Here is a 19159-nt window from a genome sequence, read left to right on the forward strand (position 1 = left end):
CCGTCTGCGGTCCGGTCATCGGGCGGCGCCAAAGCCGGCCGTGAAGCGTTCGAAGACGGCGGCCACCTGGTCGACCTCGGCTTCGGCGCAGAAGAAATGGTCGGCGGCGGCGCCGCATTGCGGGGCGGCCTTCATGCCCAGCGTGTTGACCGGTTCGAGGGCGGCCTTGATGAAGCCGGTGACGTCGAACGGCAGCGGGCCGTCGGTGGAGATCACCTTGAGCGGGCCGAATTTCTGCCGTTCGGCCTGCGCGCTGCCGTGTCCTTCCCAGGTCTGCTCGTCGACGACCAGGGAAAAGCCGGTCTGGTCGCGGATGACGGCCACGTACCGGCTTTGGCTGTGGGCCAGCGCGCGCGCGACGGCCTCGCCGTGCTCGGCCGGCACGTCGATGAGCCAGTAGCGCTCGGGCCAGACCTTCATGGGCATCTTTTTCCAGACTTCGATCGGATCGTGTGCCATGGCGTGTTCTCCTTCAATACGGATCGTGGGGGACGGCATCAGGCCAGGTAGACGGATTTCTTGTGCAGAAAGAAATCGACGCCGTCTTCGGATAGTTCGTTGGGGCCCAGGCCGGAGGCTTTCCAGCCGCCGGTGGAGACGTGCGGGTACAGCCCGGGGGGGACGTCGTTGATCTTCACCACGCCGGCCTGCACCTGGTCGGTAAAGCGGCCGATCGCGCGCGCGTCGTGGCTGAACAGGGCGGCGCCCAGGCCGTAGCGCGTGGCGTTGACTTCGGCGATGGCCTGGTCCAGGTCGTCGCAGACCCGCAACGCCAGGACCGGGCCGAAATACTCGTCGGTCCACAGCGGGTCATCGAGGTCATGGACCTGGATGAGCGCCGGCGATAGGTAGTTGCCGTGGGCATAGGGCGCCTGTTCGATCGGCGCGCCGCCTTCGATGAGGCGGGCGCCGCGTTCGCGCGCCTGGGCGATGGCGTCGACCAGCAGGTCGTGCTGGCGCGCCGAGATGAGCGGGGCCAGGCAGGACTCTTCCTGGTGGGGCAGGCCGGGCCGCAGGTCGCGGACGATGTCCAGCAGGCGTTTCAGGAACGCGTCGGCGACGTGGCGGTGGACCAGCACGCGGCTGACGGCGGTGCATTTCTGGCCGGCAAAGCCGAAGGCGCCAAAGGCGATGCGTTCGGCGGCAAGGTCGAGGTCGGCGTCGGGCATGACCACGGCGGCGTTCTTGCCGCCCATCTCGCACTGCACGGCCGCGCCCCGGCCGGCTGCGGCGGCGGCCACCTGCAGGCCGACGCGCGTCGAGCCGGTGAAGCTGACGGCGGCGACGGCCTCGCTGGCCACCAGGGCGCGGGAGACCGCGTCGCCGTCCTCGATGAGCGCATTGAACACGCCGTCGGGAAAGCCCGCCTGGTGCATGATTTCGATCAACGCCAGCGACACGGCGGGGGTGGAGACCGAAGGCCGCCAGATGACGGGGTTGCCGCCTATTAGCGCCGCGCCGATTTTCTGGCAGGGATTGGACAGGGGGTAGTTCCACGGCGTGATGATGGCCGCCACGCCGCGCGGGAATTTCTCCTGGACGATGCGCAGCGCGCCGTTGCGTTTGACGGCGCCCTGGCCGCCCCAGGCCGGCCAGCCGGCGTAGGCGTGCAGGAAGCCCGCGGCGGCGCTCACTTCGCCGCGCGCCTCCTGCAGGGGCTTGCCGGCTTCGAGGGCGAGCAGGCGGGTCAGTTCGTCGAGGCGTTCGAGCAGCAGCGCGGCGGCCTTGCGCAGCGGCTCGGCGCGTTGCAGCGCCGGCACGGCGGCCCAGGGGGCGGCGGCGGCCGTGGCGCGGGCAACGGCGGCCTCGGCGTCGGCCGGCGTGGCGCAGCCGAACTCCCGGCCGCTCTGGCGCGTGTCATGGGGCAGCGCGGTGCGGAACGTGCGCGCGGCCGGCGTCTGTGCCCAGCGGCCGCCGATGTAGGCGTAGGCGCCGATGTCAGGGGAGGAGGTCATGGTGTTCCTAGGCGCAGCCGAACTGGGCCGCCGTGCCCGGCGAGCGGTTGGGGCGCGGGTGCCCGAGCAGGGTGTCGGCCACGGGAGCGTCGAGCACGCAACGGAAATGGTGCAGCACTTCGGCCAGTTTCTCGTCGGCGGTCTCGTGGATGCGGAATGGCGCGGGCGCGGCGAGCACGTCGCCTTCGGCCAGGAAGAAGCCCTGGATGACGTGGCGCGCGCCCATCGACTGCAGCACGGGCCGCAGCGCGTAGTCGACCGACAGGACGTGGGCGACGCTGCCGCCGGTGGCCAGCGGGAGGACCGATTTGCCGGCCAGCGCGAACTGCGGCAGGACGTCCAGGAAGGCCTTGAGCAGGCCGGAGTAGGACGCCTTGAAGACGGGCGTGGCCACGATCACGGCGTCGGCCTGCTCGATGAGCGCGGCCGCCTCGCGCAGCGCCGCGTTGCCGAAGTCGCCGGCCAGCAGCGCCCGCGGGTCGATGTCGCGCACGCGGATGTGGCGGGCCTGCTGGCCGCGCGGGCCCAGTTGCGCCAGTACGTGGTCGACGAACAGCGCGGTCTTGGAGGTGGGCGAGGGGCTGGCCGAGATGGCCACGATTCTTGCGTCGATCATGATGGTCTTACCTTGCTTTGCGGTCCTGTCCGGCCGTGGTCTCGTGCCAGAACAGCAGGCGGCGTTGCGCCCAGTTCACCACCAGCGTCGCCATGGCGCCCATGAAGGCCAGGGTGAGGATGCAGGCGAACATGATGGGCAGGTCGAAGTTCAGCGAGGCGGCCTGGATCAGGCTGCCCAGCCCTTTCTGCGACGCCACGAACTCGCCCACCACCGCGCCCAGCAGCGACAGCACCAGGGCGATCTGCAACCCGGCGAAGATGGAGGGCAGGGCCGAGGGCAGCTTGATGTCGCGGAAGATCTGGAAACGGCTGGCGGAAAAGGCGGTGTACAGGTCGATGAGTTCCTGGCGGGCGCCGCGCAGTCCCGTGACGACGTTGACGAACATCGGGAAGAAGCAGATGAGCGCGACCAGCACCACCTTGGACATCAGGCCGAAGCCGAACCAGACGATGAGCAGGGGAGCCAGCGCGACCTTGGGCATGGACTGCAGCGCGACGACGTAGGGGTAGACCATGCGTTCGAGCAGGCGGAATTCCGCCACCAGCCCGCCCACGACCACCGCCACGCTGCATCCGAGCACGAAGCCGCCGATGGTTTCGGCGGTGGTGGTCAGCAGGTGGGGCCACAGCAGCCCGGTGGAGTAGCCATGCCAGAGCGCGCGGAAGACGTCCAGCGGCGGCGGCAGGAGATAGGCCGGCATGCCCAGCCAGCGTACCGAAATGTCCCAGAGGCCCAGGATGAGCACGAGCGTGACCAGGGGCAGCAGGACGTTGGAGAATCGATTTGCCATGGGTGTGTGTTCCCGTCAATGATTCGCGACGGGGCTTTCCGTGCGATTGGCAGCCGTGGTGAAGTGGCTCTTGAGATGCGCGCACAGTTCGCCGAATCGCGGGTTGGAGGCGATGTTCGACTGGCGCGGGCGGGGCAGGTCGATGACGACATCATCGATGACCTTGGCCGGGCGTTCGGACAGGACGATGACGCGGTCGGCCAGGAAGACGGCTTCGTGGATCGAGTGGGTGATGAACAGCACGGCCTTGTCCGTTTCCATCCAGATGCTTTGCAGCTCCTCGGACATCTGCTCGCGCGTCATGGCGTCGAGCGCGGCGAACGGTTCGTCCATCAGCAGCAGGCGGGGGTTGTGCACCAGGCCGCGCGCGATGCCCACGCGTTGCTGCATGCCCCCGGAGAGTTCGCGCGGATAGTGGTCGGCGAATTTCTCCAGCCCGACCAGCTTGAGCAGGTCCAGCGCGATGCCGCGGTGTTCGTTCTCGTTCAGGCGCAAGGCGCGGATCGGCACCAGCACGTTTTCGACGACGGTCTTCCAGGGCAGCAGCACCGGCTGCTGGAAGACGATGCCGACGTCGCGGCGCGGGCCTTCGATCCGGCTGCCGTCCAGCAGCGCCTGCCCGCCGCTGGGCCGCAGCAGGCCCGAGACGATCTTGAGCAGCGTGGACTTGCCGCAGCCCGAGGGGCCGAGCACCGCGACGAATTCCTTGCGGCCGACGCTCATCGTCATGTTGTCGACGGCGAGCAGGCTGCCGCGGCGCGTTTCGTAAGTGACCGACAGCGCGTCGATCTGGAGCTGGGGGACCGACGGCCCCCCGGATTGTTCAGTCATGGGCGTGCTTCCTGACGTACGGCGTTCTCAATGCTCCCGGGCCTGCCTGGCCACGGCATCGGCGTCGAACTTGTTGTATTCGCCGACCAGCTTGTTGGAATAAAGCGTGTCCAGCGGAATGTCGGTCTTGGTGACTTCGTTGCCCAGCTTGAGCGCCTCGATGAGCATGGTCCAGTCTTCCTGCGAGAACGCGCCGTACTGGCGCGGCTGGCCGTCGCGGAAGTAGTTGAGGTTGGCCATGCGCACCTTCAGCACTTCCTTCTCGCGCTCGAGCGTGGCCTGCTCCTGGTCGGGCCGCGGCTTCATCGCCGGGTAGTCGTCCCAATAGGCGCGGATGCAGCTCTCGAGGTTGGCCTGGCAGGCCACGGTGCCCTTGGTCAGGGCGCGGCCGAAGCGTGCGATCAGGTCCGGGTTCTGGTCGTACAGCTTGCGGGTGACGGAGATGCCGTGGCTGGACAGGCCCTGGTAGGCGGCGGGCAGCGGCACGCGGCGGATCGGGATGCCGTTCTGCTCGACGCGCACGTGCGCGGTGTCGAACAGGTTGAGCACCTGCACCTGGCGCGTCTTGAGGGCGTCGAACGCGGCCGCGCCGGTGCCCACGGCCAGGAACTTGACGTCGCCGGCCGGCACGCCCTGGCTGGCGAGGATGGCGCGCGACATGAAAATATTGCCCGAGGTCAGCCCCAGCACGCCGATGGTCGCGTCCTTCATGTCGGCGAAGGACTGGATGGGCGAGTCCTTCAGCACCGCGAATTCCCAGATCGAGTTGCGCAGGTAGTTATAGGGAAACAGGATCGGGTAATCCGGCTTGCCGGGCTGGCGCGCGACGACCAGGGTTTCCAGGCTGGAGTAGGCGCCCTGGATGTTGCCGGCCAGCAGCTGGGGCACGATGACCCCCGAGCCGGTCAGCACCTGCACCGTCAGGTCGATGCGCTCGTCCTGCCAGTAGCCCAGCTTCTTGGCATAGGACAGCGGCGCCACGCCCGAGTTGATGGCCGACGGCCAGGCGAACACGAATTTGTCGGCCGCGCTGGCGGCCGCCGGCGCGGCGCCGGCCAGTGCCGCGGCCACGCCGGCGGCGATGAATAGTTTCGATGCTTTCATTTCTTCCCCTTGGCCGTGTGCCGGCGTGAAGTCAGCTCTGGTTCCAGGTCGAGCTGGGTGTCGAGTACTCGTGTTCGGGCCAGCTCTGCACGACCGGCAGCACTTCCTTGCCGATCAGCTCCAGGGCCTTCTTGTTGGTTTCGTGGCCCATGCCGTCGATGCGCCAGATCAGGTCGTCGATGCCCATTTCGTGCAGCCGGCGGCAGCGTTCGATCAGGTCGTCGGGCGTGCCGGCCATGATGTAGGGCGCGTTGTCGATGAGGTATTGCAGGTTGTCCATGTTGGCGCGGATGCGCTCGATCTGGGCGAAGTACTCATAGCCTTCCGAGCGCTTGGCCAGCTTGGTCATCCAGTCCATGATGACTTCGACGAAGCGCAGGGTGTTTTCCTCGGTCTGCTTCAGCGCCGTGGCGCGATCGGCGTGGCAGTTCACGCCGACCGAGAACAGGGCCTGGCGCTTGGTGATGGAGCCGGCCACGCATTGCGCGTTCTCGGCGCCCTTGCGATAGGCGTCGATGCAGGCTTGCGCGTACTCCCAGCCCAGGATGCTCAGGCCGCTCATGGCGCCCACGCCCATCCGGCCGGCTTCCTCGTGCGATTCGAGGCTGGTGGCCGACAGGTGCACCGGCACCGGGCGCCGGCCCACGGGCCACGGCGACATGCGGCGCGGCGGGATGTTGTAGTAGGGGCTCTGGTGTTCCAGTTTTTCCTGCGTGAAGCCCTTGCCGATGATGGCCAGGAACTCGTCGCGGTACTCGCGCGTCAGCTTGGCATCCACGCCGAAGGCGTCGAGCGTGTAGGGGTTGTTCGAGCGCGCGCCGCCCAGTTCGGCCCGGCCGCCCGACAGCAGGTCCAGCGTGGCCATCTGTTCGACGATGCGGATGGGGTGGTTGTAGGGCAGCAGATTGACCGAGGCAATGCGCAGGCGCATCTTCGTGGTGCGCGCGGCCACGTACGGCAGCACGATTTCCGGCGCCGAGGTGATGGCCTCGCCGCTGGCGAAGTGCTGTTCCGACATGGCGTAGCCGTCGAAGCCGCAGGCTTCCGCATGGACGGCTTCGTCCACCACTTCCTTCATGCGCTGGGCCCACGTGGTGCCCGCCGGGCAGATGGCCTCATGGAAAAGAATGACCTTCATGGCAACTCCTGCTATAAATGGTGTGGCTTGTGTTGAGTGTTCCTAATATAGGAACATCGTTCCGAATAAGATGAGCGCATCATCGCCGCTGCGCCTGCCGGCGTCAATATAGGGTTTCCCATTACTTCACCCTGGACAGGGAAAAGGGGCTTGTGTGCTGGCTCTACGCCTCATGATTTGAAAGGCGGAACGATTGTTTCTATAATCGGAACGATTTTGCGAAACATAAGATGGAGGAAGCCACAGTGGCGGCAGACGGGAGCAAAACCCGCAAGGAGGAAGGCGGGGCCGAGTCGGGCGGAAGCCAGGTGATGACCAAGGGCCTGCGAGTGCTGAGCCACGTCGCGCACTGCGGCGGCGAGATCGGCGTGCGCGAACTGGCCCGCGACGTGGGCCTGCCCGTGGCGGTGGTGCATCGGCTGGTGAGTTCGCTCTCCGAGCTCAACTACCTGGAAAAGAACCCCGAGTCCGGCAAGTACCGGATCGGCTATGAAGCCTTCGAAGTGGGGCGCACCTATCTGCGCTCGGCGCGCATCGAAACCTGCGCCCCGCCGGTGCTGCGCAACGTGGTCGATGCCCACAGGCTCAATGCGTTCCTGGGCGTGATGCGCGACCTGAGCGTGATCTACCTGATCACGATCCAGGACTATGGCCACTACGACATCCGCATCGCGCCAGGCTCCGAGGTGCCGCTGGCCACCACCGCGATGGGCAAGGTGCTGCTGGCCGACCTGGCCGACGACGAGATCCTGGAGAAGCTGGGGCAATATGCCGAGAAGCGCTTCTCCGCCTTCGATATCTCCAGGCGCGACACGGTCATCGAGGAGATCGTGCAGATCCGCCAGCAGGGCTATGCCGTTTCCGAGGACGGCTCGTTTCGCGGCACGGTGTCGGTGGCGGCGCCGGTCTACAACTTCACCGGCCGCGTGATCGCCGCGGTCAGCGTCGGCCGGCCCACGCAGATCAGCAGCGGTCCGACCGTCGAGTCGATGATCGAGTGCGCGGTCGAGGCCGCGGGCAGGATCTCCGCCTGCCTGGGCGCGCAGATCGCCAACCAGCGGCGCGGCGGCTGAGCCGCGCGGCTTTTCGGGTAACCTGCGATGGCGCGCCGCCCGGCGCGCTTGCACGCAGGAAGGGCCGTGGCCATCGATGTCAATTATTCGTCCTGGGATACGTCGCGCAAATTCGGCGCGGGCTGGCTGCTGCGCACCGATCTGGGGCGGGTGCGCGCGTTCGCCGAGGGCCAGGCGCTCTACAGGCAGGGCGATGTGCACGACAGCTTCTTCCTGGTGCGATCGGGATTCCTGCATACGGTCGTGCACGGCGCCAATGGCGGCGTCCTGCTGCTGGAGATCTTCGGGCCGGACGCGATTTTCGGCGAGGCCTCGGCCTTCGTCGACGAGCCGCGCTATGTCACGGCCAGGGCGGTCACGCCCGCGGTCGTGACCGAGTACCGCGTCTCCGAACTGCTGCCGGTGCTGGCCGGCGAGCCCGGGCTGGCGGTGTCGCTGATCCAGTTGCTGGGCATCAAGCACCGTATTCTCATCGGCAAATTGCTGCGGGCAACCTCGGCCAGTCCGCGCGAGCGGCTGGAGGGCCTGCTGGGCCGCATCGCGGCGGGCTCGGAGCAGACCCGCGCGTTGCGCCTGACGCACGAGCAGCTGGCCCGCATGACCGGCCTGAGCCGGGTGACGGTGACCCGCGCGCTGAAAGCCATGGCCGAGGAGGGACTGGTCGACACGCGCGGCAAGGGCGTGGAGATCCGCGACGCCGAGCGCCTGCGCGCGCGGCTGGGGCCGTTCTGAGGCCGGCGTGAGAATCCCCGCGGTTTTGTAGCGCGCGATACAACCCGCTGCCTGCTTTGTTTCTACAGTGATGGTTTTCACGGGGAAGCGGGCGGCATGCTGCTGGACAATGTAATCGCCTTGGTGACGGGCACCGCGCAGGGCAACGGCGCGGCGATTGCGCGCGGGCTGGCGGCGCAGGGCGCCGCGGTGGCCGTGTGCGACATCGACCTGGCCGGCGCGCGGCGCACGGCCGAGGCCTTGCGCGCCGAGGGCGCGCGCGCCGCCGCCTATGAGCTCGATGTCCGCGACGCGGCGCGCTGCGCCGCGGTGGCCCGCCAGGTCGGCGAGGACCTGGGGGCGCTCGGCGTGCTCGTGAACAACGCGGGGGTGCGTCCCAGGCATGCCTTCGACGGCGACGAGCGCGACGCGCTGTGGCGCCAGGCCATGGACGTGAACGTGGACGGCGTGCGCAACATGACGCTGGCCTGCCTGGAGGGTCTGGCGGCCACCCGCGGCGCGGTGGTCAACATCACCTCGATCGCGGCCAGCCGGGCGTCGGCGCAGTCCATCGCCTATTCGACGTCCAAGGCGGCCGCGCAGATGCTGACCAAGGTGCTGGCGCTGGAGCTGGCGCCTTGCGGCATCCGCGTCAACGCGGTGGCGCCCGGCGTGATCGAAACCGCCATGACCCAGTCCAGCCGGGACGATCCCCAACGGCGCGGCGCCCTGATGGCGCGCATCCCGATGCGCCGCTTCGGCAGCCCGCAGGACCTGGTCGGACCCGTGACATTCCTGGCTTCGCCGATGTCGGCCTATGTCACCGGCGCGGTGCTGGCGGTCGACGGCGGATTTCTGGCTGTATGAACACCGGCGTGCGCGCCGATATCGAAGCCCGTCCTGGAAGGCGGGCAAGCACTGGAGGAGACCTGCAATGAAATCGCTGTTCCGTTCCCTGTCCGCCGCGACGCTTGCGCTGGCCGTGGTGGCGCCCCAGGCGTTGGCGCAAGACGCCTATCCGACGCGGCCGATCCGCATCGTGGTGCCGTATCCGGCCGGCAGCGCGCTGGAGTCGGTGGCGCGCACGGTGTCGCAGACCTATAACGACAACCTGGGCCAGCCGGCCGTCATCATGAACAAGCCTGGCGGCTCGGGCATCATCGGCACCCAGGAAGTGGCGCGCGCGCAGCCCGACGGTTATACGCTGCTGCTGGGCACCAACCAGACGCATGGCGCGAACTCGGCGCTCTATCCCAACCTGCCGTACGACGCGCTGGGCGATTTCACGCCCATCGCCGGGCTGGCGCGCATGCAGCACGTGCTGGTGGTGCGCAAGAACCTGGGCGTGGACAGCGTGCGCGGGCTGATCGAGCTGGCCAGCAAGCCTGGCGCAAACCTGAACGTGGGCTCCAGCGGCAATGGCTCGGCGTCGCACCTGGTGGCCGAAATGTTCATGCGCAGCGCGGACGTGAAGATGGCCCATATTCCGTACAAGGGCTCGGGCGAGGTCGCGCAGGGCCTGCTGGGCGGATTCGTGGACGTGTCGTTCGCCACCTTGCCCAGCGTCCTGCCCTTCATCAAGGACGGTTCGATCGTGGCGCTGGCGGTGGCTTCCAGGGATCGCGCGCCGCAGCTCGACAGCCTGCCCACGCTGGCGCAGGAGGGTGTGCGCGATGTCGAGGCCGATGCCTGGACGGCGCTGTTCGCGCCGGCCGGCACGCCGCCGGCGGTGCTGGCCAAGGTCTCGGCGGTCACGATCGACGCGTTCAAGGATCCCGGCGTGGTCGAGAAGATCGCCGCCACCGGCTTCGTGCCGGAGGTCTCCGACGGCGCGGCGTTCAAGGCCTTCCTGGCGCAGGACATGCAGCGCTGGGCGGACGTGATCAAGGCGGCCAACGTCAAGCTGGATTGAGGCGGGCGACTGCGGTCGCGGGGTTGCTAGGTCGAGCGCCGTAGTTCGCGTTCGAGTGCCGGGCTGGCGACCTCGCCCAAGGGGCGAATGGCTTGTTCCAGGATCGCGATGAGCGCCGGCCTGGCGCCGTGCGCTTCGAAGACGGCTTTCCAATTGCGGGTGGCGCCCCACACCCGACGGATGACCGCCAGCGCGGCAGGCTTGTCGACAACGAATGCGGCAAACTCGCTCATGGCATTGTCCAGCGTTGCCAGCTTGCCCTGGGCGCCGATACTCAGATGCAGGCGACGCTCCCGCGCGACCGACGGACGCGGCACGACGTCATAGAGGGGGCTTAGACGCCAGCCGCGTAGCTGCGCGTCGTACGAGAAGGCATGATTGCGCAGATGGTCGTCGTCATTGTTGACGAAGATATTGAGCACCATCCGGGCGAACAGTTCTTCGGTATCGGCGGCGATGCAAGAGGGGTGGACCCGCTCCCGTATCGTCTGCGCAAGATCCCGATAGCTCTTGGCGGTGGAATCCATTTCGGGGCATCCCATCATGGTCAATGCGCTGACTTGGGGTATGCGCCCTTCCGTGGCGCCCGGTTGCGGGTGCGAGTCGTAACCGCGCGCCAGCGCTGGCGGCGGCTGGCCGGGCGGGGCCCAATAGCGGTCGAATCGGCGTACCAGCAGTATGCGCTCGCTGCCTGCCAGAAGGATTCGCAGCGGCGGAACCGTCAGGCCGGCCGCGCGAGCCAGGTCCATGGCGCCGGCTTCGACGATCGCCATGTCATAAGCGTCGTTCGCGGCGGGGAATTTGGCCAGCCAGAGCACGCCGTCGGCATCACGTACGGAAGCCTTGGGCCGCGCGCCGCCGGCAGATGGCGCGCCGCCCAGGTACGGCATCAACTTGGCCGGTACGGGTTCCCCTGCCTCCACGGCAGCGGCCGCTTGCAACAGGTAGGGAAGGTTCAGCAGATCGCCGGCGGGGTGTCGCGGTGGGGAGTCCAGACGGTCACGTACATCGAGGGCGCCGACCCGGTCGTTGCCCGCCTCCAGCAGGTAGGTGAATTCATCCAGGCTATTGGGGGCCGCGTTCAGGCGCGCTTCGATGACGCGGCGGCCCCATGCGTCGGGTGCGGCGTCGCGGATACCGCCGAATTCCCCAAGTTCCGGTGAGGGAAACCAGCGCATGCTGGGGTTCGCGCGCGCTTGCTCCAGGCTCAGGGCGCGAGGATCCACGTCGAATGCTGCCGGGCGTTTCAGATAGCGCAGGCCATACGCGAAGCTGAGTACTTGCTGGCCGTCGGCGGCGCGTTCCCGGTCAAGCAGGCCGGCCGGGACGAAGGCGTGCCGCGGTTCCGTTTGTTCGGCGATGTGCGCGAAGATGGTGACGCGGTCCAGGGTGCGGCTTGCCAAGATAGCGCCTCCTAGAAGTCCAGGTCGCGCAGCTCGGCTTTGGCCGTGGCGCGCACGCGTTGAGGCCGCCGGCGGGCATTCAGGGCAACCAAGGCGGGCACGTCGCCCGACAGAAGCATTTGCAGGGAGACTTCCGGCGCCATGGCGTGGATGTAGCGCAGCACCTGCGCGAGTGTACGGCCGGGGTCGCCTTTCTCTATCAGCACGGCGGTCGAGCGCGATACGCCGGCGCGCGCTGCCACGTCGGCCTGCCGCAGCTTGAGGCCGTGGCGCATCTGGGCAATACGTGCTCCCAATTGCCGCGTTTCGGTCTGGCGCTTGTCAGGCAGGAGAGGGGTTTCGTCACGCTTCATGACCGCAATCATAGTCTTAAAACATCGTAATGACTGAGATTGGCGTCATTTTATTGAATCCATGAAAAGACCGCAATTCCAGTCCTTAATTCAACTAAGGACTGATATTGTGGTCATTTTCCATTTTTTTGCGGCCGCGCCGCCTACCCCAGTTCCTCGGTCACCCGGTCGGCCTCGCGCTTGAGCGCGGCGGCGATGGTCTTGCGGCGGTCCGGGCCCATGCGGCCGTAGTGGGCGGCGATGCTGAGCGCGGCGACGGGCTGGCGGGCCAGGTAGATCGCCACGCCGATGCCGTACATGCCCTTGAGCAGGTAGCCCGGGTTGAGCGCGTAGCCGCGCTGGCGGGTGTCGGCCACCTGGGCGCGCAGCTTGTCCACGTCCAGGCTGGGATAGGGCTGCAGGCGCGGTTGGATGCGGCGCAGCACGTTCTCGACCTCGCCGTCGCCGAACGCGGCCAGCAGCGCCAGGCTGCCCGAGCCCACGCCCAGCGGGCGGCGGGTGCCGATGTTCTGGGTCAGCACCTTGACCGGGAAGGAGCCTTCCTTGCGGTCTATGCAGACGGCGTCCAGCCCGCTGCGTATGGTGAGCATGACGGTGTCGCCGGTGCTTTGCGCCAGCCGCTCCAGCGCCGGCCGGGTGACGGCCTGGATGTCGAGGCGGTTGGAGGCGCGCTCGCCCATGGAGAGGAATTCCAGGCCCAGGTAGTAGACGCGGCTGCCGGCGGCCTGCTCGACGAAGCCTTCGGCGCTGAGGGTCTTGAGGAAGCGGTGCAGCGTGCCCTTGCTCAGCCCGCTCTGGGCCTGCAGGTCGGAAAAGCGCATGCCGTTCGATGACGAGCTGTAGGAGAGGATGCGCAGAATCTCCAGGGCGCGCCTGACGCTTTGCACGGTGTCGCCGCCGCCGGCCCGCGTGGTGCCGTTGTCCGCCATTGCCGTCTCCTGCCTGTCCGTTGCGGCGGCGCGCCGCCCGGGCGCGCCGCCATTTTTTCTGGCTGTTGGTACTAGTGTTCCGTATCGCGGAACTTTTTAGGCGTATCCGCGATTTTGCCGCGTTTCGTTTCTAGAGTCCAAACCCAGTCCCGGCGGCGTCGCCGCGTTCGGGGAGGAGGCAAGGACATGATCGATATCGCGAAGTCATACCAATGCAGTCCCGCGCTGTGGCGCGACAGGGTGGATCCGGCGTTCCTGCGCGAGCTGCGGCGCGTGGTGGCCGATACCGTGCTGCCCGAGGCCGAGGCCATCGACCGGCAGGACGTGTACCCGGTGCAGATAATCAAGGCCATGGCGCGCCGCGGCTATACCAGCCTGACGCTGCCGCGCCAGTGGGGCGGCGGCGCGGCCCCGTACGGGCACTGCGCGGCGGTGTTCGAGGAGGCCTCGTACGGCAGCGCGGCGGTGGGGATCAGCCTGATCACCATCCTGCAGGCGCAGACGCTGATCAACCAGTTCGGCGCCGAGTCGCTGAAGGCGGCGGTGCTGCCGGAATTCGCGCAGGGCCTGATCACCGCCTACGCGCTGACCGAGGCGAATCACGGCAGCGATATCCGCAGCCTGGACACCAAGGCGCGGCGCCGGCGGCTGGACGCTGGAGGGCCGCAAGTCGTTCATCACCTCGGGTTCGGCCGCCGAGGCCTATATCGTGCTGGCCGAGACGGACCACGGCGTGTCCACGTTCTTCGTGCGCCGCGACATGCCGGGGGTGTCGACGTTCGACGGCCCGACGTCGGGGACGTTCGGCCTGCGCAACGGTCCGCACGTCGACCTGATCCTGGACGGCGTGGTCGTGCCGGACGACCACCTAATCGGGGTCGAGGGCAAGGGCGTGCGCCAGGCAGTGACCACGCTGGATTTCTCGCGCACCATGGCCGGCGCCATCAGCCTGGGCATCGCCCGCGCCGCGTTCGACAACGCGCTGGCCTACGCGGCCGGGCGCGAGGCGTTCGACCAGAAGGTGCTGGGCTTCCAGGGCATCCAGTGGTATTTCGCCGATCTGGCGACCCGGATCGACGCCGCCCGCCTGCTGGTGTACGAGGCCTGCGTGGCGCTGGACGAACACCGCGAGATCGCCCGCTATGCCAGCGAAGCCAAGCTGGCCGCCAGCCAGGTGGCCACGCGCGCGGCCGAGCAGGCGATCCAGATCTGCGGCGCCTATGGCGTGACCGAGCGCGCGCCGTTCGGCCGCTATCTGCGCGACGCCAAGGCCTACGAGATCGCCGGCGGCTCGTCCGAGATTCTCAAGAACACCATCGGCAAGCAATTGCTTGCCTTCGCCGCCCACCATCTGTCCGGAACCAAGACGTGATCACCGACCGCCTGTATGCCCTGGCCGAAAGCCAGCCCGACGCCATTGCGCTCGTTTTCGAAACCCGCCAGTACCGCTACCGGGAGCTGGCCGACATGGTCAGCGCCATGGCGGCGCGCCTGCACCGGGCCGGCGTGCGGCCGGGCGACCATATCGCCCTGATGTGCGGCAACCGCCCGGCCTTCCTGGCCTGCTGGTTCGCGCTGGGCGAGCTGGGCGCGGTGTGCGTGCCGCTGAACACCGGGCTGGTGGGCGAGGGCTTCTGCTATTCGCTGGCCAAGAGCGAATCGCGCCTGCTGATCGTCGAGCCCGAGCTGCTGGCGCCGCGCCGCGACACCCTGGCCGCCATGGAAGGCGCGCCGCCGGTGCTGGAGATCGACGCCGCGATGGACCTGCCGCCGGCCGAGCCGCCGGCGCGCTGGGCCGGACCGCCGTGCGCCGCGCGCGACCTGAACAGCATCCTGTTCACGTCGGGCACCACCGGCCTGCCCAAGGGCGTGACGCTGCCGCATGGCGCCTATGTGGCCGCCAGCGACGACATGGTGCAGTCGCTGGCGCTGACCCGCGCCGACCGCATCCTGGTGTTCCTGCCGCTGTTTCACGCCAACCCGCAGATGTACGCGGTGGCCTCGGTGCTGGGCTGCGGGGCCACGCTGGTGCTGCTGCGCAACTTCTCGGCCAGCCGCTTTTTCGACGAGGCGGTGGCCCACGGCGCCACGGGCTTTACCTATGTGGGCACCGTGCTGTCGATCCTCGACAAGCATTATCCCGAGCCGCGCCGCGATCACGCCCTGCGCTGGTGCGTGGGCGGCGGTGCGCCGGCCCGCGTCTGGGAGGCGGTGGAGTCGCGCTTCGGCATCTCGGTGCGCGAGCTGTACGGCATGACCGAAACCGGCGGCTGGGTGTCGATGAACACGCCGCAGCGGGCGCGCTTCGGCTCGGTGGGGCATGCGCGCGCGGGCATCGAGCTGGCCGTGGTGGACGAGGCCGGCGCGCCGGTGGCCATCCGCGCCAAGGGCGAGATCGTGGCGCGTTCCGAACGCCCGCACGTGTTCTTCTCGGAGTACTGGCGCAATCCCGAGGCTACGGCCGGCACGCTCAAGCAGGGCTGGCTGCACACGGGCGACCGCGGCTACCTGGACGAGGACGGTTTCCTGTACTTCGACGGCCGCCAGAAGGAACTGATCCGGCGCGGCGGCGAGATGATCGCGCCCACCGAGGTCGAGCAGCAGCTGCTCAAGCACGAGCAGGTGCGCGATTGCGCGGTGGTCGGCGTGCCCGACGACATCATGGGCGAGGAGGTGCATGCGTACGTGGTGCTGCAGGGCGAGCCGGACGCCGGCGCGCTGCAGGCCTTCCTGAAGGCGCGCCTGCCGGCCTATATGGCGCCGCGCTATTTCTCGTTCGTGCCCGCCATTCCCAAGACCGAAACCCAGAAAATCAAGCGCCATCTGCTGGCCGACCTGCCGGCGCAGGTCGTGGACCTGGCCGTGGCGCGCCGCTGACCCTTTGCACCGATAACAGGAGAGACAACCCATGACCCGACGATGGAAACAACGGCCCCCCGGCTCGAACTGGGGCGATTTCGGCGATGACGACCAGCTCGGCCGGCTCAACCTGCTGACCCCCGAGAAGGTGCGCGAGGCCGTGGCCGAGGTGCAGGAAGGGATCGTGTTCAGCCTGAGCCTGCCGCTGGACATGCCGGGCGGCAACGTGCTGAACCCGGCGCGCCATCCGCCGCGCCTGATGCCGACGCGGCGCGACGACAAGCCCATGTACCTGCACGCCTTCGAGCACGACCACAACACCACCGACGTGGCGTGCGACGACATGGTGGCCATGAGCCTGCAGTACTCGACGCAATGGGACGCGCTGTCGCACATCGGTTCGCATTTCGACGCCGACGGCGACGGCGTGGCCGAGATCGTGTTCTACAACGGCTATACCGGCAAGGAGAACTTCTCGCACCGGCGCGAGGACCGCGACAGCCCGTCGCGCGCGCATCGCCTGGGGATCGAGCACATGGCGGCCAAGGGCGTGCAGGGGCGCGGCGTGCTGCTGGACCTGCGGCGCCATTTCGGCGACGAGCGCAAGCGCGTCGGCTACGACGATCTGATGCGCGTGATCGAGCATGACCGCGTGGAGGTGCGCAAGGGCGACATGCTGTGCCTGCACACCGGCTTTGCCGACGTGGTGCTGGGCATGGGCGGCAAGCCCGACGCCCAGCGGCTGGCGCGTTCGTGCGCCGTGCTCGATGGTTCGGACAGCCGCCTGCTGGACTGGATCGACGACAGCGGCATCGCCGCGCTGATCGCCGACAACTATGCGGTCGAGGACCGGCCCTACGATTTCAAGGGCGATGGCTGCCATGCCTTGCTGCCGCTGCACGAGCGCTGCCTGTTCAAGCTGGGCCTGCACCTGGGCGAACTGTGGCATCTCAGCCCGCTGGCCGAATGGCTGGAGCGGCACGAGCGCCATGCCTTCCTGCTGACCGCGCCGCCGCTGCACCTGCCCGGCGCGGTGGGCTCGCCGCTGAATCCGATCGCCACCGTATAGGAGCGCGCCATGGCACTGGAAATCGAGGACGCCGATGGCGTTCCGTACGTGGGCCTGGGCCTGCACTTCGCCGAGTTCCCGCTGGGCCGCCGGTTCCGCACCGTGGGGCGCACCATCACCGAGGCGGACTTGGTCAACTTCGTCAACGCCACCGGCTTTACCGAGGTGCTGTTCACCGATACGGAGTTCGTCCAGGCGCAGTCGGACATGCGCGGCCGGGTGGTGCCGGGGGCGCTGGTGTTTTCCATGGTCGAGGGCCTGCTGATGCAGGCCTGCATGCAGCACACCGGCTTCGCCTTCCTGGAGATGGAGCTGAAGGTCGAGGGCCCGACGTACGTGGGCGACACGCTGCACGTGCGCTGCGAGGTCATCGAGGCGCGGCACAGCAAGAGCCGCGCCGACCGCGGCCTGGTACGCACGCGCAACCATGTCGTCAACCAGCGCGGCGAGGTGGTGATGGTGTACACCCCCATGCGTTTCGTCAGGCGGCAGTAGCATGGCCCGGCGCAAGATGCCGGGCATCGTATAACAACGACGATTTCTACAAGGAGAGAGACATGAAGAAACCAATCGGAATCCTGCGGGCCACGCTGCTGTGCGGCGTTGCCGTCCTGGCCACCGGCGGCCACGCGTTCGCCCAGGACAACTGGCCGTCCAAGCCGATCCGGCTGCTGGTGGGCTTCGCCCCGGGCGGGCCGACCGACAACGTGGCGCGCATCCTGGCCGAGAAAATGGGCACGGAGCTGGGCCAGCCGGTCATCGTCGAGAACAAGGCGGGGGCGGCGGGCAATATCGCCGCCACCGCGCTGACGCAGGCCACCGCCGACGGCTACACGCTGCTCTACAACACCTCGTCCATCGTCATCGCGCCCTGGGTCTACCGCTCGCCCGGTTTCGACCCCTTGAAGGACTTCGCGCCGGCCGGCCTGACGGCGGCCGTGCCGCTGGTGCTGGCGGCCAACATGCAGGTGCCGGCGCAGACGCCCAAGGCGCTGGTCGATATGGTCAAGGCCGGGCCGGACAAGTACAACTATGCGTCCTCGGGCGTGGGCGCCATCGAGCACCTGACCGCCGCGCAACTGTTGAGCACGCTGGGCCTGAAGGCGACCCACGTGGCCTACAAGGGCACGGCGCCGGCCCAGGTGGACCTGATCTCCGGGGCCACGCAGTTCACCACGACCACGCTGAACACGGTGATTGCGCCGGTGCAGGCCGGCAAGCTGCGCGCGCTGGCGATCACCAGCCGCGAACGCTGGTCGGGCATGCCCGACGTGCCGACCGTGGCGGAAACGCTGATCCCGGGCTTCGAGAGCCTGGCCTGGCAGGGCATCGTGGCGCCGGCCGGCACGCCCGAGCCGGTGCTGGCGAAGATCAACAAGGCCATCAACGACGCCCTGGCCTCGCCCGACGTGCGCCAGAAGCTGGACCAGCAGGGCACCATCGTGCTGGGCGGCTCGGTCGACAAGTACCGCGCCTACATCAAGTCGGAATACGACCGCTGGGGCAAGGTGGTGGAGCAGGCCGGCGCGCGCATCGACTAGCCGGCGGCCGGGCTGCCCCTGCGGGCGGCCCGGCGCCCGCATGTTTCAACGCCGGCTTCGGCTGGCGACGGCGTCGGCGATCGCCCGGGCGGCGTCCTTGTGCTCGTCGGCCGTCTGCACCATGCCCTGCATGGAGGCCGTCATCTCCAGCGTATCGTGCAGCGTCGCATGCGCGCCGAACTGCATCAGGCGCTTGGTCATGCGGGCGATGCGCGGGGGATGCCGCGCGATGCGCCGGGCCAGGGCGTAGGCTTCGTCGAGCAGGGTGGCGTGCGGCACCACCCGGGATACCAGCCCGATTCGTTCGGCCTCGCGCGCGTCGATGAAATCGCAAGTCAGGGCCATTTCCATGGCGCGCGACAGGCCCACCGCGCGCGGCAGGAACCAGGCGCCGCCATCGCCGGGCAACAGGCCGACCCGCAGGAACGATTCGGCGAACACCGCCTGGTCGGACGCAATCCGGATGTCGCACATCAGGGCGACGTCGCAGCCGCCGCCGACCGCGTGGCCGTTGACGGCCGCGATGGTGGGCATGGGCAGCCCGTGGATGGCCCGCGGGATGGCGTGCACGCGCTCCAGGTTCAGGTCGCGCGCGGCCAGCGGATCTTCGGGGGCGAAAACACCGCGCCGCTCCAGCATGTCGTGCACGTTGCCGCCGGCCGAGAAGGCCTTGCCGGCTCCGGTGACGATCAGCACGCGCAGTTGCGGCGTGGCGCAGATCACGGGATGTATGGCGGCCAGGGCGTCCATCATCGCCAGGCTCATGGCGTTCTGGGTGGCCGGGTCGTCCAGGGTCAGCAGGCCTATGCCTGCTTCGTCGACCGAGAACCTGGCGTAGCAAGGGGAAGCGGGGGCGGGCGTCGTCATGGGCG

20 protein-coding genes and 1 pseudogene are annotated in these 19159 nt (G+C 68.3%); 10 read left to right on the plus strand and 11 right to left on the minus strand.

Annotated features, from left to right (window positions below; all coding sequences use genetic code 11):
* Nucleotides 1-15: 15 nt before the first annotated feature.
* From LK409_RS01010 to LK409_RS01040, 7 genes are read right to left on the minus strand one after another with little or no spacing between them, the layout of a single operon-like run.
* Nucleotides 16-459, minus strand: a complete 444-nt coding sequence (locus LK409_RS01010) for a hypothetical protein (protein WP_003808024.1) — start codon at nucleotides 457-459, stop codon at nucleotides 16-18.
* Nucleotides 460-497: 38 nt separating this feature from the next.
* On the minus strand, nucleotides 498-1955 hold the full coding sequence (locus LK409_RS01015; protein WP_010927606.1) for an aldehyde dehydrogenase family protein: 1458 nt from the start codon (nucleotides 1953-1955) through the stop codon (nucleotides 498-500).
* Nucleotides 1956-1962: 7 nt separating this feature from the next.
* Nucleotides 1963-2571: an NADPH-dependent FMN reductase gene (ssuE, locus tag LK409_RS01020; RefSeq protein ID WP_003808029.1), complete on the minus strand. Its 609-nt coding sequence runs from the start codon at nucleotides 2569-2571 to the stop codon at nucleotides 1963-1965.
* Between the two features lie 7 nt (nucleotides 2572-2578).
* The gene (locus LK409_RS01025) at nucleotides 2579-3364 is read right to left on the minus strand and encodes an ABC transporter permease (RefSeq protein ID WP_003808030.1); all 786 of its coding nucleotides are present in this window, start codon (nucleotides 3362-3364) and stop codon (nucleotides 2579-2581) included.
* A gap of 15 nt (nucleotides 3365-3379) precedes the next feature.
* Nucleotides 3380-4195 (minus strand): ABC transporter ATP-binding protein, encoded by an 816-nt coding sequence (locus LK409_RS01030; RefSeq protein ID WP_003808032.1) that lies wholly within the window; start codon nucleotides 4193-4195, stop codon nucleotides 3380-3382.
* Nucleotides 4196-4222: 27 nt separating this feature from the next.
* On the minus strand, nucleotides 4223-5299 hold the full coding sequence (locus LK409_RS01035) for an ABC transporter substrate-binding protein (RefSeq protein WP_003819325.1): 1077 nt from the start codon (nucleotides 5297-5299) through the stop codon (nucleotides 4223-4225).
* A gap of 31 nt (nucleotides 5300-5330) precedes the next feature.
* A complete protein-coding gene (locus tag LK409_RS01040) occupies nucleotides 5331-6437 on the minus strand; it encodes an LLM class flavin-dependent oxidoreductase (RefSeq protein ID WP_003808035.1) in 1107 nt (368 codons plus the stop codon).
* Nucleotides 6438-6667: 230 nt separating this feature from the next.
* Between LK409_RS01040 and LK409_RS01045 the strand changes: the two genes are divergently transcribed.
* The 4 genes from LK409_RS01045 to LK409_RS01060 all read left to right on the plus strand — a co-directional run bounded on the left by LK409_RS01045 (nucleotide 6668) and on the right by LK409_RS01060 (nucleotide 10133).
* The gene (locus tag LK409_RS01045) at nucleotides 6668-7510 is read left to right on the plus strand and encodes an IclR family transcriptional regulator (RefSeq protein ID WP_225665741.1); all 843 of its coding nucleotides are present in this window, start codon (nucleotides 6668-6670) and stop codon (nucleotides 7508-7510) included.
* 66 nt (nucleotides 7511-7576) lie between these two features.
* Nucleotides 7577-8242 carry a Crp/Fnr family transcriptional regulator gene (locus tag LK409_RS01050; protein WP_225665738.1) on the plus strand — a complete coding sequence of 222 codons (666 nt, stop codon included), beginning with the start codon at nucleotides 7577-7579 and terminating at the stop codon, nucleotides 8240-8242.
* 96 nt (nucleotides 8243-8338) lie between these two features.
* A complete protein-coding gene (locus LK409_RS01055) occupies nucleotides 8339-9088 on the plus strand; it encodes an SDR family NAD(P)-dependent oxidoreductase (RefSeq protein ID WP_010927607.1) in 750 nt (249 codons plus the stop codon).
* Between the two features lie 67 nt (nucleotides 9089-9155).
* On the plus strand, nucleotides 9156-10133 hold the full coding sequence (locus tag LK409_RS01060; RefSeq protein WP_010927608.1) for a Bug family tripartite tricarboxylate transporter substrate binding protein: 978 nt from the start codon (nucleotides 9156-9158) through the stop codon (nucleotides 10131-10133).
* A 26-nt stretch (nucleotides 10134-10159) separates the two neighbouring features.
* Here the strand turns inward: LK409_RS01060 and LK409_RS01065 are convergent, their stop codons facing one another.
* The 3 genes from LK409_RS01065 to LK409_RS01075 all read right to left on the minus strand — a co-directional run bounded on the left by LK409_RS01065 (nucleotide 10160) and on the right by LK409_RS01075 (nucleotide 12818).
* Nucleotides 10160-11536 (minus strand): type II toxin-antitoxin system HipA family toxin, encoded by a 1377-nt coding sequence (locus LK409_RS01065; RefSeq protein ID WP_010927609.1) that lies wholly within the window; start codon nucleotides 11534-11536, stop codon nucleotides 10160-10162.
* 11 nt (nucleotides 11537-11547) lie between these two features.
* Nucleotides 11548-11889, minus strand: coding sequence for a helix-turn-helix transcriptional regulator (locus LK409_RS01070; protein WP_226376486.1), 342 nt, complete (start codon nucleotides 11887-11889; stop codon nucleotides 11548-11550).
* 143 nt (nucleotides 11890-12032) lie between these two features.
* Entirely contained in the window at nucleotides 12033-12818 is a 786-nt protein-coding gene (locus tag LK409_RS01075) for an IclR family transcriptional regulator (protein ID WP_010927611.1), read from the minus strand.
* 186 nt (nucleotides 12819-13004) lie between these two features.
* On the opposite strand from LK409_RS01075, the pseudogene LK409_RS01080 reads away from it, so the two are divergent.
* The 6 genes and pseudogenes from LK409_RS01080 to LK409_RS01105 form a co-directional block, all read left to right on the plus strand.
* A pseudogene (locus LK409_RS01080) lies at nucleotides 13005-13325 on the plus strand (acyl-CoA dehydrogenase family protein); the annotation flags it as partial.
* A 169-nt stretch (nucleotides 13326-13494) separates the two neighbouring features.
* Nucleotides 13495-14190, plus strand: a complete 696-nt coding sequence (locus LK409_RS01085; RefSeq protein WP_229131178.1) for an acyl-CoA dehydrogenase family protein — start codon at nucleotides 13495-13497, stop codon at nucleotides 14188-14190.
* Entirely contained in the window at nucleotides 14187-15695 is a 1509-nt protein-coding gene (locus tag LK409_RS01090) for a class I adenylate-forming enzyme family protein (RefSeq protein ID WP_010927612.1), read from the plus strand. Before LK409_RS01085 ends, LK409_RS01090 begins: the two co-directional genes overlap by 4 nt.
* A 31-nt stretch (nucleotides 15696-15726) precedes the next feature.
* The gene (locus LK409_RS01095; protein ID WP_003819337.1) at nucleotides 15727-16746 is read left to right on the plus strand and encodes a cyclase family protein; all 1020 of its coding nucleotides are present in this window, start codon (nucleotides 15727-15729) and stop codon (nucleotides 16744-16746) included.
* Nucleotides 16747-16755: 9 nt separating this feature from the next.
* Entirely contained in the window at nucleotides 16756-17241 is a 486-nt protein-coding gene (locus LK409_RS01100) for a MaoC family dehydratase (RefSeq protein ID WP_010927613.1), read from the plus strand.
* Nucleotides 17242-17303: 62 nt separating this feature from the next.
* The gene (locus tag LK409_RS01105) at nucleotides 17304-18287 is read left to right on the plus strand and encodes a Bug family tripartite tricarboxylate transporter substrate binding protein (RefSeq protein WP_003808065.1); all 984 of its coding nucleotides are present in this window, start codon (nucleotides 17304-17306) and stop codon (nucleotides 18285-18287) included.
* Nucleotides 18288-18332: 45 nt separating this feature from the next.
* On the opposite strand, the gene LK409_RS01110 is transcribed toward LK409_RS01105, so the two are convergent.
* Nucleotides 18333-19154: an enoyl-CoA hydratase-related protein gene (locus tag LK409_RS01110; RefSeq protein ID WP_042143145.1), complete on the minus strand. Its 822-nt coding sequence runs from the start codon at nucleotides 19152-19154 to the stop codon at nucleotides 18333-18335.
* Between the last annotated feature and the right edge of the window lie 5 nt (nucleotides 19155-19159).

Source organism: Bordetella parapertussis (genome assembly GCF_020735925.1).
Classification (GTDB): Bacteria; Pseudomonadota; Gammaproteobacteria; order Burkholderiales; family Burkholderiaceae_B; genus Bordetella; species Bordetella pertussis.

What these genes read in the sequence shown, in the direction of transcription:
- LK409_RS01105 (WP_003808065.1), top strand. Translation starts at nt 17,304, where the DNA reads ATGAAGAAACCAATCGGAATCCTGCGGGCCACGCTGCTGTGCGGCGTT.
- LK409_RS01055 (WP_010927607.1), top strand. Translation starts at nt 8,339, where the DNA reads ATGCTGCTGGACAATGTAATCGCCTTGGTGACGGGCACCGCGCAGGGC.
- LK409_RS01045 (WP_225665741.1), top strand. Translation starts at nt 6,668, where the DNA reads ATGGAGGAAGCCACAGTGGCGGCAGACGGGAGCAAAACCCGCAAGGAG.
- LK409_RS01025 (WP_003808030.1), bottom strand. Translation starts at nt 3,364, where the DNA reads ATGGCAAATCGATTCTCCAACGTCCTGCTGCCCCTGGTCACGCTCGTG.
- LK409_RS01030 (WP_003808032.1), bottom strand. Translation starts at nt 4,195, where the DNA reads ATGACTGAACAATCCGGGGGGCCGTCGGTCCCCCAGCTCCAGATCGAC.
- LK409_RS01100 (WP_010927613.1), top strand. Translation starts at nt 16,756, where the DNA reads ATGGCACTGGAAATCGAGGACGCCGATGGCGTTCCGTACGTGGGCCTG.
- LK409_RS01095 (WP_003819337.1), top strand. Translation starts at nt 15,727, where the DNA reads ATGACCCGACGATGGAAACAACGGCCCCCCGGCTCGAACTGGGGCGAT.
- LK409_RS01110 (WP_042143145.1), bottom strand. Translation starts at nt 19,154, where the DNA reads ATGACGACGCCCGCCCCCGCTTCCCCTTGCTACGCCAGGTTCTCGGTC.
- LK409_RS01060 (WP_010927608.1), top strand. Translation starts at nt 9,156, where the DNA reads ATGAAATCGCTGTTCCGTTCCCTGTCCGCCGCGACGCTTGCGCTGGCC.
- LK409_RS01010 (WP_003808024.1), bottom strand. Translation starts at nt 459, where the DNA reads ATGGCACACGATCCGATCGAAGTCTGGAAAAAGATGCCCATGAAGGTC.
- LK409_RS01040 (WP_003808035.1), bottom strand. Translation starts at nt 6,437, where the DNA reads ATGAAGGTCATTCTTTTCCATGAGGCCATCTGCCCGGCGGGCACCACG.
- LK409_RS01070 (WP_226376486.1), bottom strand. Translation starts at nt 11,889, where the DNA reads ATGAAGCGTGACGAAACCCCTCTCCTGCCTGACAAGCGCCAGACCGAA.
- LK409_RS01075 (WP_010927611.1), bottom strand. Translation starts at nt 12,818, where the DNA reads ATGGCGGACAACGGCACCACGCGGGCCGGCGGCGGCGACACCGTGCAA.
- LK409_RS01015 (WP_010927606.1), bottom strand. Translation starts at nt 1,955, where the DNA reads ATGACCTCCTCCCCTGACATCGGCGCCTACGCCTACATCGGCGGCCGC.
- LK409_RS01035 (WP_003819325.1), bottom strand. Translation starts at nt 5,299, where the DNA reads ATGAAAGCATCGAAACTATTCATCGCCGCCGGCGTGGCCGCGGCACTG.
- ssuE (WP_003808029.1), bottom strand. Translation starts at nt 2,571, where the DNA reads ATGATCGACGCAAGAATCGTGGCCATCTCGGCCAGCCCCTCGCCCACC.